At 59.5% G+C, this 11,691-nt stretch carries 20 protein-coding genes; 14 read left to right on the top strand and 6 right to left on the bottom strand.

Annotation, left to right across the window (positions count from 1 at the left end; all coding sequences use genetic code 11):
* Positions 1-460 precede the first annotated feature (460 nt).
* The 9 genes from ABDZ36_RS00905 (at position 461) to ABDZ36_RS00870 (ending at position 3,958) form a co-directional block, all read left to right on the top strand.
* Positions 461-682, top strand: coding sequence for a DUF8144 family membrane protein (locus ABDZ36_RS00905; protein WP_199896981.1), 222 nt, complete (start codon positions 461-463; stop codon positions 680-682).
* 192 nt (positions 683-874) lie between these two features.
* Positions 875-1,366 (top strand): DUF7995 family protein, encoded by a 492-nt coding sequence (locus ABDZ36_RS00900; RefSeq protein ID WP_049933804.1) that lies wholly within the window; start codon positions 875-877, stop codon positions 1,364-1,366.
* A gap of 2 nt (positions 1,367-1,368) precedes the next feature.
* The gene (locus ABDZ36_RS00895; protein ID WP_021779868.1) at positions 1,369-1,548 is read left to right on the top strand and encodes a hypothetical protein; all 180 of its coding nucleotides are present in this window, start codon (positions 1,369-1,371) and stop codon (positions 1,546-1,548) included.
* A 210-nt stretch (positions 1,549-1,758) separates the two neighbouring features.
* Positions 1,759-2,142, top strand: coding sequence for a DUF6166 domain-containing protein (locus ABDZ36_RS00890; protein WP_211313283.1), 384 nt, complete (start codon positions 1,759-1,761; stop codon positions 2,140-2,142).
* Between the two features lie 18 nt (positions 2,143-2,160).
* Positions 2,161-2,424 (top strand): DUF7389 domain-containing protein, encoded by a 264-nt coding sequence (locus ABDZ36_RS00885; RefSeq protein ID WP_020220550.1) that lies wholly within the window; start codon positions 2,161-2,163, stop codon positions 2,422-2,424.
* A gap of 62 nt (positions 2,425-2,486) precedes the next feature.
* Entirely contained in the window at positions 2,487-2,723 is a 237-nt protein-coding gene (locus tag ABDZ36_RS15000; RefSeq protein ID WP_486187702.1) for a DUF8129 domain-containing protein, read from the top strand.
* A gap of 16 nt (positions 2,724-2,739) precedes the next feature.
* Positions 2,740-3,342: a hypothetical protein gene (locus ABDZ36_RS00880; protein ID WP_211313284.1), complete on the top strand. Its 603-nt coding sequence runs from the start codon at positions 2,740-2,742 to the stop codon at positions 3,340-3,342.
* Positions 3,320-3,583: a DUF8150 family protein gene (locus ABDZ36_RS00875; RefSeq protein ID WP_211313285.1), complete on the top strand. Its 264-nt coding sequence runs from the start codon at positions 3,320-3,322 to the stop codon at positions 3,581-3,583. Before ABDZ36_RS00880 ends, ABDZ36_RS00875 begins: the two co-directional genes overlap by 23 nt.
* Before the next feature lie 72 nt (positions 3,584-3,655).
* Positions 3,656-3,958: a hypothetical protein gene (locus tag ABDZ36_RS00870; RefSeq protein ID WP_211313286.1), complete on the top strand. Its 303-nt coding sequence runs from the start codon at positions 3,656-3,658 to the stop codon at positions 3,956-3,958.
* A gap of 70 nt (positions 3,959-4,028) precedes the next feature.
* On the opposite strand, the gene ABDZ36_RS00865 is transcribed toward ABDZ36_RS00870, so the two are convergent.
* Both ABDZ36_RS00865 and ABDZ36_RS00860 read right to left on the bottom strand, forming a co-directional pair.
* Positions 4,029-4,544: a PIN domain-containing protein gene (locus tag ABDZ36_RS00865; RefSeq protein WP_343749157.1), complete on the bottom strand. Its 516-nt coding sequence runs from the start codon at positions 4,542-4,544 to the stop codon at positions 4,029-4,031.
* Between the two features lie 32 nt (positions 4,545-4,576).
* Positions 4,577-5,197: a DUF7437 domain-containing protein gene (locus tag ABDZ36_RS00860; protein WP_343749156.1), complete on the bottom strand. Its 621-nt coding sequence runs from the start codon at positions 5,195-5,197 to the stop codon at positions 4,577-4,579.
* Between the two features lie 115 nt (positions 5,198-5,312).
* Between ABDZ36_RS00860 and ABDZ36_RS00855 the strand changes: the two genes are divergently transcribed.
* Together ABDZ36_RS00855 and ABDZ36_RS00850 are read left to right on the top strand one after the other, a co-directional pair.
* Complete coding sequence (locus ABDZ36_RS00855) at positions 5,313-6,248, top strand: ImmA/IrrE family metallo-endopeptidase (RefSeq protein WP_211313288.1); 936 nt, start codon at positions 5,313-5,315, stop codon at positions 6,246-6,248.
* 145 nt (positions 6,249-6,393) lie between these two features.
* On the top strand, positions 6,394-6,669 hold the full coding sequence (locus tag ABDZ36_RS00850; protein WP_211313289.1) for a helix-turn-helix transcriptional regulator: 276 nt from the start codon (positions 6,394-6,396) through the stop codon (positions 6,667-6,669).
* A gap of 37 nt (positions 6,670-6,706) precedes the next feature.
* Here ABDZ36_RS00850 and ABDZ36_RS00845 read toward each other — a convergent pair whose 3' ends face one another.
* Genes ABDZ36_RS00845 through ABDZ36_RS00835 form a run of 3 tightly spaced genes read right to left on the bottom strand, consistent with a single transcriptional unit; the run spans position 6,707 to position 8,307 of the window.
* Positions 6,707-7,624, bottom strand: a complete 918-nt coding sequence (locus ABDZ36_RS00845; protein ID WP_211313290.1) for an ADP-ribosylglycohydrolase family protein — start codon at positions 7,622-7,624, stop codon at positions 6,707-6,709.
* 42 nt (positions 7,625-7,666) lie between these two features.
* On the bottom strand, positions 7,667-7,936 hold the full coding sequence (locus ABDZ36_RS00840) for a DUF8110 family protein (protein ID WP_211313291.1): 270 nt from the start codon (positions 7,934-7,936) through the stop codon (positions 7,667-7,669).
* Positions 7,937-7,950: 14 nt separating this feature from the next.
* Complete coding sequence (locus ABDZ36_RS00835; protein ID WP_211313292.1) at positions 7,951-8,307, bottom strand: DUF8165 family protein; 357 nt, start codon at positions 8,305-8,307, stop codon at positions 7,951-7,953.
* A gap of 111 nt (positions 8,308-8,418) precedes the next feature.
* Here ABDZ36_RS00835 and ABDZ36_RS00830 point away from each other — a divergent pair, with 111 nt between their 5' ends.
* Both ABDZ36_RS00830 and ABDZ36_RS00825 read left to right on the top strand, forming a co-directional pair.
* On the top strand, positions 8,419-9,279 hold the full coding sequence (locus ABDZ36_RS00830) for a CBS domain-containing protein (protein WP_020222697.1): 861 nt from the start codon (positions 8,419-8,421) through the stop codon (positions 9,277-9,279).
* 154 nt (positions 9,280-9,433) lie between these two features.
* A complete protein-coding gene (locus ABDZ36_RS00825) occupies positions 9,434-10,249 on the top strand; it encodes a hypothetical protein (RefSeq protein ID WP_211313293.1) in 816 nt (271 codons plus the stop codon).
* A 104-nt stretch (positions 10,250-10,353) separates the two neighbouring features.
* On the opposite strand, the gene ABDZ36_RS00820 is transcribed toward ABDZ36_RS00825, so the two are convergent.
* Positions 10,354-10,521 carry a DUF1931 family protein gene (locus ABDZ36_RS00820; protein ID WP_211313294.1) on the bottom strand — a complete coding sequence of 56 codons (168 nt, stop codon included), beginning with the start codon at positions 10,519-10,521 and terminating at the stop codon, positions 10,354-10,356.
* Positions 10,522-10,724: 203 nt separating this feature from the next.
* On the opposite strand from ABDZ36_RS00820, the gene ABDZ36_RS00815 reads away from it, so the two are divergent.
* Positions 10,725-11,036, top strand: coding sequence for a DUF6788 family protein (locus tag ABDZ36_RS00815; protein WP_211313295.1), 312 nt, complete (start codon positions 10,725-10,727; stop codon positions 11,034-11,036).
* Positions 11,037-11,691 lie beyond the last annotated feature (655 nt).

Here is an 11,691-nt window from a genome sequence, read left to right as displayed (position 1 = left end):
AGTCTGTGGGACATCACGCCACGGTCCGAACCCATCGTAACCCGGAGCGCAGATAGACCGTTATCCTTCCTGCTGCGATATATTAGATGAAACAACCGTTAGGTGGGTCTGCGATTGTATCGGGACGCAGGGTCTACTGAACATGCGGTTCCAGTGGACTTATTGACTTACATTCAAGTTCTTGAATTATGGTGGTAAGTCTGGCTGCGTACGTTCATGCATCACTCACTACTGATACCCACGAGTTCAGCGGCGGATTTGCATTTCTTCTTTTTATCGCAGATTTATTCATTGCGAGCGCTATCGCTCCGAACATTCCAGCAGCCGCCTGACAAACCGAGAGATTAGTCGCCTGTATTGACCGAATCGGGAGTGTGGATAATTCCAGCGCGACGAGGCCGAACCAGACTGTATATCTACTGTCGAAAAGACTATTCGAATGTATAATGAAAGTGCCAGTGTGGGAAAGAATAATGGAAGTGATGGTATGAGAGAAAAGGTTGTGGCATTTCTTGCAGAGTGGCAGATGGGAGCTATCCTTCTACTCGGCTCGGCTATTGTCGGATTTGTTTTCGGCGCTGTTGTGGGGGCGATGTGGTCTGGATTTCTCGGATTAGTTATCTTCTTTATTAGTGCAATACTGGCATTTTCTCTATTCTCGTACTTACTCTACGGCCGTTAAGTTAGACCTCTCTATCTAACGCTCAACGTCGCACCAGCAGGAGTACGACGACGACAGCGAGACACTCCAGATGTCGAGTGTAAATCGCCCCCATCACGAGAGAGATATCCTGTATCCTGCGGTAGTCTCTGAGAGGTTTATCGTGCGGAGAGGGGTGACGCGCACCCGAGGGGGCGTGCGTCGGACTCGAAGATGCACATGCTCATCTACGCGCTGGTAGAGGCATCGACGCGCGACGAAGCACTGGCAGCAGGCATATCTGCGTTCGACCGACTGGTCGGCGCCGCCCCAGACGCCGACGCCGTGTTCGACTACTACGTGACGTTTGACGAGACGGACGTCACCGGGGCGGGCCAGGCACGGTGGGGTGAGCGGCCGGCCGCGACGCCGGTCGAGTCGAACGCCGGCCAAGACCTCTTGGAGGCTGGCTGGGAGGCGACCATCGAGGCGTTCGAGCAGAATCTCGCGGCTGTTCGCGAGGGCTTGGACGAACTCGACGACGAGGCGATCATGCGTGACGAGGACCTCGTCCGGCACGCCTGCCACAACCTTGGTGCCTATCGTGGGCCGTCAGTCGTCCTCTACGACGAACACGGACAGGGGATTCGGGACCGAGACCGGCTCAACACGATTCTCGGCGGCGCCGAGTCGTGCTGGATCGTCCCCGCCGACGTCCACTACTGACGATGGCGGGCTACACGACTCGTCGACGGCCGCCGTGGCAGAAGCCGATCCCGAAAACCGCCTTCGGCTACTGTACGAGCTGTCGGGAGGTCCCGGCGGACCCGGTCTACGCCGCACAGGGTGATCAGCGCTGTGCGGACTGCTACTTCGAGAACGAACTCTCGAGAACGAGCGACGTGTAGACACCCCGTATGCAAAGTGTAAATATCCACCTGGATGGCGCTTTACGATCTCTTAGACAGATTTGGAAGTTTGGATGACGGAGTGTTAACCAACATCTGAGAGCGGGAATAGGGCAGTGTTGGTTAAACTGGCCGGGCCGCGACCGCCGTCGTGTTTGTCGCCCCCGAGAGGGGTGCGGGAGTGCCTGAGTGGTGCTCTCGAACCGAACGATGAGTGGAACTTTCGACGACTACGCGACGGCACAGACGACACACCACCAAGGCGAGATTCGCTACGTCGGCTCCCGGGAGCAGGGAGAGACGGTCGTGACGACCCATCCCGGTGGGGAGCGGCTCACGCCGGAGCGCAGCCTCCAGATCGCCCGGCATAGTCCGAGCGGGTTCGCCGTTGGGTATCGCGGCAGCGGCCCGGCACAGCTCGCACTCGCCGTCCTCCTCGACTACACCGACAACGCGGCGCTCGCCCGTGAACACTATCAGACGTTCAAGGAGGAGGTCATCAGCCACCTCGAGTACGGCGCCGACGGCACCTGGACGCTCACCGACGCCGACATCGAACACGTCCTCCACGACGACGTCGCACCGACTGCCTAGCCATCTCTCACACCAACGATGTCCGATACGACTGACTCTTCGAGCGACGCACGCGCCGAACAGCCGACTGAAACCCAGCACGTCGAACGTACCGACGTCGGCGTCTCGATCACCGTCCAACTCAAACGCGGCTCCGGAACACGCGACGAGGACAAGATCAAGGGCAAAGTGAAAGCCGAGACACTCGACGACGCCCAAGAAGACATGGACGTCCTTCGGGAGTATCTGCACCGGGTCGCCGAGGACGCACGCCAAATCCAACCCGAGGCTGAAACCGAGTAGGAACGCTACTGGAAGCTCTCGATATCGGTTTGTCGACGCCGGGAGCGGGCGAGGCGTCCATCATGCCCAACCGAGAAAGCGAAAATACGAGTACGCTCACGCCCGAACAACGACTTACGCCGGCAAGCTTCGACGTCCTCCGCGCCTGTATCGTGACGATTTCTGACGTCGAGACTGTCCGGGAGTGTGTCGCGTACGAGAACGCACACCAGAATCGTAAACCGATCCTTCGGCGGCTCGCACAGAGAGCGAGCGAGCTCCGAGCAAAAGAGGACGGAGCAGTCGATTTATGCGAGTGACACCCAAGGAATGCATATGAGCGGGATCGAACTCCGGAACGGGGTACTCGTGGTCGGTCGCGAGCCGAACCACCTGGACGAACTCGCGATTCAGTTCTCAAACCTCCTCGAAGGGTTCGATATCGACCACGTCTACATCGCCGGCTACGTATCGATCCTCGCAGGTCGTGCTCGTTCAACCGAGGATGTCGACGTCCTTATCGAAAAAATCGACGAAACGACGGCGGACGAACTTGCGTCGGCACTCGCTGACGAGGGGTTCTGGGGAGCGGCGATGCCGCTCGATTCCCTCTACGAAATGCTCGCGAACGGCGACAACATCTGGGTCGCGCCCGACGGCCAGGTCACACCGCATCTCGAAGTGAAGTTCGCTCGTGACGAATTCGACCAAGCGTCCCTCAAGAACGCGATCACGGCCCGGATCGGTGATGAAACGATTCCGATCGGCCCGCTCGAACTCCAGATCGCGTACAAACTCTACCTTGGCGCGGAGAAAGACCTCGAAGACGCCGTCCACCTCTACACAATGTTCGAGGAAAGCCTTAGTGTCGGGCGACTCGAAGAGTGGGTATCACGACTCAACGTGACGGAGGAATATGAGCGACTCAAACGTTCGTGAGGCCCTCAACGAGAAACACGAGCGGAACCGTGAGCAACGCATCAAGGCTGTCAAGCGCTGGGTAGCATACATTAAATCTGAGCCACCGGAAGTCTGGGGTCCCCAGCAGAACGCGGTCGTCGACGACCAACTTGAGGCCGCCCAACACGTTGGGACATCGGCGCAGCATCAACAGCACGTCAAGGACGTCGCGGCGGACATCGCAGCCGTGAAAGATGACGACACGGCTGGGAGCGAGTAGCGGACCACCTTCGTTGAGCAGTCGAGCAGAGCGGGTTTGTCGAGCCTCCAGAGAGTGTGGAGGCATTCAGTGATGAGCGATACACCAGACCCAGAGGTCCACCATCAAGCAGCGTTCAGTGACGATGGCGGGCTTGAAGTCCAGGAGTCGAGCGTCGAAACATCGCTTGAGGATTTTGGCGCCGACGTTGACCATCGCGACCGTGAGTCACGACGCGATCAGCCCGAGGCCAGCGAGTTCGGCGTCGACGACCGCCCCGAAGTGCAGGACTCAAGTGAGGATGACGAGCAGGCCGCGCTCTTCCCCGATACCGACGAAGACCAGCAGACACTCACCGGCGAAAACGCCGCAACACGCTGTCTCTTCGACGACTAATCACGATCCGATTGACAACCAGTATCTGATTAACCAACAAAAACCCGAGATGGTACAAATTGTTGGTTAATTAGTCTTCGGGATACCCGTCAGCTTCGACGAGTTCGATAACATCCCAGACCGTGAGGACCGAAATGTAGTCCTCGTAGTACGTATTCGAGAGAATCGCTCGAATTGTTGCTTCCGCGTTCCGGTCGTCCATGACGATTCCGATGGAGTCGTAGGCAGTCGAGGCAAGGAGCATGATTGCGGTGCCGGCGAGGCCAGCATCGGTCTTCCGCAATTCGTCTGGTGGCACATGCTCAATGTCGGCGAGACGTTGCTGAATGCGATCCATCACGACTGCCGCCACCGGACCATCATAGACACTCACACCCTCTTGCACGGGCTGGGCGACGCTAATCCAGGACTCGGACTGCGCCTTGTGCAGCCAATCGGCACTGATCCAGCCCTGCTGCTCCTCGATTTCTTCGCAAACACGCTGACTCAGATACAGCTGGATCCCGTTGCTCTTGACGTGATTTATGAAGGCCTGATAGCGATCGTGGCCAGGGCCGCCGAGCGTCCGGAGAAAGCTCGTATCCAAGACGAGTGCACTTGGCAGGGGCGAAATCGCGCTCACGCGTCAACAACGTAGGGAGCGTCAGCGATCGTTCGCTCGTGGACGTCCTCGCCATGGTTGGGGAATGCAGGGTCAACCGGACTGATGCGACCGATGATCGCTTCGATGGCCTGTGAGACTGCAATACCTGCGGCAGCGGGAACATCGAGCGCCGCAGCGATGCCACGGCGCGTCTGCTCACCCCGAAGATATGCGTCGGTCTCACCGACCGCGTTGAGTAACGCCGCGTCCCCATAGCGATCGCGGAAATACGCGATATCGTCATCAGTCGTGCTCGCCCCATAGACCGCGATGACGACCGGTGAGACGACGAGTTCGCCGGTTTCTGTCTCCCATGTCCCGACGACTGGCTTGGCTGTCCAGAGCGCGGCGCCGTCCTCGTACTCATCACATTCCTCGGCGACACCGAGCTCAGCCAGCTCGTTCGCGTACTTGTACGCAGTGCTCTTCACGATCCCCTGGCGGTCCATCGCTCGTTTCACCGTCGTCGGCGAGTTCAGGAGGAGATCAGTGTAGAAGTAGGCGAGATCGGCGTCTGTTAGGAGTCGCTGCACAGCGAAAAACATCGAGACGCCCGACTCGTCACCTCCGACGTCTCCAATCGGTGCACCAGCCATTGTAGTCCATAGTACGCGAACTAGAGACTAAAGGATTGCGCTGCCGCGAACAGGTTTGTTAGCCCCGGGTAGGGGTGCGGGCGCGCCCACGCGGCGCGTCGTCGCGAACAAATCCATGAGTGACGCACACACAGAGGCAGCGGTCGCGTTCGAGGATTCGAGCTCGAGAAGCGAATCGATGACCGAGACGATTGAGGCGTGGGTTGAGGACCTCATCACGCACGTCGAGGAGGCACGTAAGAGTGAATCGTTCCAAGAGTGGCTGGACGTGCAGAGTCGGTTCCACGATTACTCCTACCGGAATACCCTCCTGATCAAACTCCAGTGTCCGGAGGCGACGAAGGTCGCGGGCTATCGGGCGTGGCAAGAGGAGTTCGACCGACACGTCCAGGAGGGCGAGAGCGCCATCTGGATCTGGGCACCCATCATCGCGAAACAATGCCCGGAGTGCGGGAACTCGCCAAACTACCACGAACAAAGCGACTGTGCGTACGACGAGACGCCACCGGAGGAGTGGTCGGAGGGACTCGTCGGCTTTCGGCCGGCATCGGTCTTCGATGTCTCACAGACCGAGGGCGAGCCACTTCCGGAACTCGAGACGGTGGCGACGGGCGACGCCGGCACCCTCGTCACCGTCCTCGAAGACGCAGCTGTAGAGCTCGACGTCGAGGTGCGTCTCGTCGACGCCGACGAGTGGATCCACGGGCAGGCAGAAGGCATCTGCAAGCCACGTCAGTCAGACGAACGGCCGGTCGTTGAGGTTCGGGATCGTGCGAACGAGGCTGACCTCGCGGTGACGCTCGTCCATGAACTCGCACACGCCCTCCTCCATGGCGCCATCAGCGACCCACTGGCGCGCTCCGAGCAGGAACTCGAAGCCGAGGCCGTCGCGTACATCGTCGGCCGCCACTACGGCCTTGACACGAGTAATTCGTCGTTCTACCTCGCCGCCTGGGCCGGCGACGACCCGGAGGCAATACGGGAGCGACTCGGCCGAATCAGCCGAACGGCTGAGCAACTCATCGACGTCGTCGATTCAAAGACCGCATAGCGATCCGAATTCTCCACACCAAGAGGCGGCCAATTCAGTAAACTATCCAATAGTAATGGAAGCGAAAGCCGGTGTGATGGCAATTTTCCTACTTGAGGCGGCTGTATCCGATACGCTAATATATAGACAAGTCCAAATGGGGATAGTGAACGATCTCACTGGCTTCCAGCGCGACCTGCTCTACGTCATCGCGGGGCTGGACGAGCAGCACGGCCTCGCAATCAAGGACGAACTCGAAACGTACTACGAGAGCGAAGTCCACCATGGCCGTCTCTATCCGAACCTCGATGAGCTCGTTGAGAAGGGTCTCGTCGACAAGGGGAAGATCGACGAACGCACCAACTCCTACGCGCTCACGCGACGTGGCCGACGCGAGCTCGAAGCACGCCGCGAGTGGGAGAACCAGTACGTCGACCTGTAGAGACACGAATTAGCGGCACGAGCCACTCTGAACCGCTCTACTCGGAGGGTCCCGCGATCTCGAGCTGATCGACCAGTTCTTCAATTTCCGCAGTCTCGTCGATAGCGGAGAGCCAGCGCTCAGGAAGCGACGACGCACCGAAGCGCGCGCCGGCGACTGCACCGGCGATCGCGCCGATAGTGTCGGTGTCACCACCGCGATTGACAGCAGTCACGATTGCCTCCTCAGCACTACTGGTGTGCAGGCCGTCGTGTAGCGCTGTTTGCAGGGAATGGACGACGTATCCGGACGTTTCCAGTGACGCAGGGCGGTCGCCGCGGGCGATCGGTTCGAGTGCAGCCATGAGTTCGTCTGGTGCGTCCGCACCAACGTCGTCGAGCGCGTCGTGTAGCGGTGTGTCAACATCATGGAGCAGACCCGCGATGGTGAGAGTGAGAATCGCGCAGCCGTAGGTGCATCGCGGATCGGCGTGCGTGATCTGCGAGGACTGCCGGCTCACCGTAACGAGTTGCGCCCGATCTTCCATGTAGGGAAGCGCGAGCGGTGGACACCGCATCACACTGCCGTTCCCCGCGTTCTGGCCTTCTGGACTCTGCGCCCAGACCTGCTGGCCGGCCTCATCCCACGCGTCACCATGCTTGAGGCGGCTGAGCGCACGCATCGTCATCCGACCGATATCGAACGGGCCACTGTCGTACCACGCGACGAACTGCTCCGCGATATCCGCCGGATCGAACGTCTGTTGGTCGACAAGGCTGTGCGCGATGCAGAGTGCCTGCTCGGTGTCGTCAGTGATCGTGCCAGCAGGCTGATTCCACGTGCCGTGCCCGACCATCTCGTCGAGACGACCGTGCTCGGCAGCGATATTCGACGCCGAGGCGAACTCAACCGGCCGGCCAAGCGCATCACCACATGCAAGCCCGAGAAATACACCACGAGCTCTATCTGCGTCCATACGTCACCAAGGACGACCGCTGAGAAAAGTGTAGGGTCGCGGTCACTCCTCAGGTTTCGTACCCGTGCGGAGGTTCTCTCGGTACGCTGCCCACGCCTGGTACATCTCCACCTTCTCGTCCTCCGTCATCGTGTCGTGCTCGTCGTCGTCGTAGAACGGCAGTTCGTCCTTCTCGGGCATCGCCATGACCCGCCCGAGTGGGTACAGTTGTTCGTAGTAGTGTTCCAGCACCCACTCTTCGCCGTGCTCCGCGACGGCTTGCTGGATGTATGGTGCCGCTTCGGGATACTGCTCCGCGAGTTGGTCGGGCATGGTGTGGTCGTCTTCTACGCGTTCGTGTATTCGGCGAGCGAGTGATTAGGACTATCGACGGTCCACTTGCCGATCTGGATGAGCTCGTAGGAGTCGATGGGGGCGTCGAGCGCGTCGGCAAGCTCTGATCGGACATCCAAGGGGAGGTCGGCAACGGGAATGGCGGTGAGAGGACGCTGAGTGAGGCTGTAACTGCTCGCTAGACTCGTCGGTACGATGACGATGACGTTCTCACTCTCGACATCGCCGAGCGCGAGTTCGGCGTCGCGATGTTGGAACACCGTTCCGTCGAGTTCGTCGACTGGGAAGAGCACCTTTGCGTCCCCGTGGTCGATACTCGCCCCCGACCGCCCGAAATGTCCCTTGAGCATAATCAAGTAATAATATATGTCCTGTATGCATTAGTCTTGTGGTGGAACAGACAGATCCGGCCGCGGCACACGACCCCCAGCGTTGAGTAGCCTGGTCGAGAACCTCACAGTATGCCTCGTGATCTCTACGACTGTACTGCAGCGGAACTCGCCACCAAGCCCGTCGAACACCTCCCCCACGACACGTCGCCGAGTGACGCCGCCGAGTGGCTCACAGAGAATGGCTACGACGCCGCACCCGTCTACCGAGACAGCGACCCCGTCGGGTTCATCCACGAAGACGACGTCACCACTGACACCACAGGCGACACGCTTGACGCCTACCTCACGCCGCTCACAATTACTCACATGATCAGCGGGGACGCGGCCTTCCCTGCCGTCCTCGCCGCCCTCATCGAGCACTCCGCCTACTTCCTTGGTGGCCACAATCACGTCAGCGGCGTCCTCACCCGCGCCGACCTCAACACTGCCCCCGCCCGCATGTACTTGTTCGACCGCATCACCTACCTCGAAGAACACCTCCGCAAACTCGTCCTCATGGAGGCACCCGACTGGAAGCGGACATCCGTCACCGTCAGCGAAATCGAGGCGATCGAAGAGCGCTACGAGGACGCCCAAGCCGCGAATGTCGCCCTTGAGGAGATCCACTACGCGCAGTTCTCGACTCTCGAAACTATCGTCACCGACGTCGAGGCCTGCTGGCAGGCGTGTGGCTTCTCACGAGATGAAACCGCGGATGCGCGACTCCACGACGTCACCGAACTCCGCAACGACGTCGCACACGCCAACCTCCTCGTCGAAAACACCGACAGTGACCGCTTTCTCAGCAGTGGCCGCACAACTGAGAATCTCCATGACACTCTCCAAACGATCACCGAGGTACTCGCGTCTCTCCAAGACGCTGGCTACGACCCGGACCCAACCGCAGCACGACGCACGGAACAGCAAGTCGGTCCTGACACGCGACCATAGACGCTCCTAACGAGGCTGTTGCCATGTGGCCTCACAAAGTAGCCACAACGCGCCGGCATCTTAACCAACATATAGGGATAGGATCTGCGTCTTGTTGGTTAAGGTTTGTCGGCGCCCGCGAGGGGCGGGGCGCACAGACCCCCGCTTTCGAACGATGCCCGAACACGATCTCGCAACGCTCCTTGCGGAAGCGGTGCACGTCGCGAACGACTACCCGGCGGTCGCGAACGGCGTCGCTGACTCGCTCCACGAATACCTGCGGTACGCCGTCCTCCGACTCCTCGAAGGCGACGCCGGCCCGCACTCACCGACAGTCGACGTGACCGTCGGGTACGGGATGGACGCGGCAATGGCGGACACCTGGCGCTCAACAGTCCCCTGGTGGGACGAAATGCCCGCCCGGGAGGACTGCACGCGGTTCCGCGTCTTTTACCCCGACGACGTCGCACACGTCCCACGAGCAATCAGCAACGTGATGGGCGCACTCGGCGCGTGGCGTGTCTGGTCGGGTGACGCCGTCGACATCGGCGCCTACGACCACCGTGGTCGTCGTGAAGTCCACTACTGCTGGCCAATCGGCCATCCCGTCGAGGACCGACTCGACGAGCGCCTCGAACGAGACACACAGGCCGTCGCGACTGACGGTGGCTGTGCGGGCGACATCCGAGCGCGCGAAGCCGTGAGCGACCAAGCGCAGACGGGAGGCCTCGAAGCACGGACACAACGCGCACTCGACGAAGAGATGGCCGTCTCACTCCTCGCGAAGGGCGGCCAGTACGAAGTTCGCTCGCAGTCCGGACGCGTCTACGACGTCGACGTGATCGCCAAGACGTGCTCCTGTCCGGACTACCAGCAGCGCCACCCCGACGGCGGCTGCAAGCACCTTCGTCGGGTTGACCACGAGATCGAGCACGGACGAGTCCCACGGCCGGATGGCCGACTCCCCGAAACTCCGAGGTCGGAGAGTTAACCAACATGAGACTGCGAGAGCGGGTCGTTGTTGGTTAACAGTGGTGGGCACGGCCAGCTAGCGGTCAGGCGGTGAGAGTTGGGAAAAGGCCGTTGAGAGCCAGTTTAGAGGTCGCGCGGCTGGACAGTCTTGCGTCCATTCGCCTCAGCGCGTGCCGCTGCTTCCTCGAGCAGCTCTTCGACTTCCTCGTCCAGTGCCGCGTAGAAATCGCCGGCGACGTTCTTCTCTGCCAGTGCATCCTTCACCGCGGCTTTGACGACAAGATTCGACATACAGCATCAAGTTCGTCCGTCGCCCACATATAAGAAGGGGGTGAGGGAGCCAGGGTGAAACAGCTGACGGGAGGACAGGAACAGATCAGAGCCGAGTCAGTCTCGGTGGAGAGTCTGTGCTGCTCACGACCGGAGAACTATCCGGGAGTCTTAACCAACACACCTAAGCAATCTCCGTGTCTGTTGGTTAAGACGACCAGACGATGCCCTATTCGCCACCGACACCACCACAGGAACTCTCGAGTGACCTCGTCGAATCACTGGAGGACTGTTCGGCAGAGGAGCTCCGAGCGGTTGAGCGCTATGCCGACGCGCTTGCCGAGTACCGTGAGCGGGAAGCCCGGCTTGCAGAGGACGACCAGGACGAAGTAGCGGACCATCCCGAAGAGCTGCCAGACGACGTTCCGACGCGAGCGACGCTCACCATCAAAGAAATCAACGGTAATCGCTACTATTACTGGCAATGGCGCGATGGCGAGAAGGTTCGGTCTCAGTATAAAGAGCCCGTTGAGTAATGGACAACGGGCCAGCAGGTGCGTCTGACTCGACACCCCACCGTTTCCACTAATACGATTACATACTGGAAGACGGTGGGCGTTGACGTCCACACCCTCCCCACCGTTTCCAGTAAAGCTAGCGATAGAGGCGGCACGAGCTACAGATAGAGATTATTTCAAGAGCAGATATTAGATACTATCCTCAGTGAAGGTCTACTACGGACTAGTTTTCTGGGAAGAATCATAAAGCTATCCCCTTTCTAGGCTTCTTCTCTTGCGCGCTTCTTCTCTTTGCACGTCTTTACTGGAAATGATGGGGGGAGGGTGTTCCGAGTATCCCTATTCCTCTCTCCCTCCACCCTCTGTCGGTTTTCGGCTCCCACTCAATTTACTGGAAACCACGGGGTCTCTAAGATATATAAATACGTCTTTACTGGAAATACTGGAAGGGGGTGGTTATCCTACTCCATCTCCAACCTGGACCCAGCCTCCACCGTATACTGGAAATGGTGGTGTGTTCTTCACCAAAACTTGGTCAAGATCGGCCTACCAGAACTCCCTTTCTCGACTGGAAGCAGTGGGGGCGTAATTGAATAGCGGAACCTCCGGCCCACATTGGTTATACTGGAAATAGTGGAAACGGTGGTGGAAACAATTATAGTCTCGGCTAGAT

Source organism: Halarchaeum salinum, from assembly GCF_039520965.1.
Lineage (GTDB): Archaea > Halobacteriota > Halobacteria > Halobacteriales > Halobacteriaceae > Halarchaeum > Halarchaeum salinum.
This window is presented reverse-complemented; position numbering and strand designations above follow the sequence as displayed.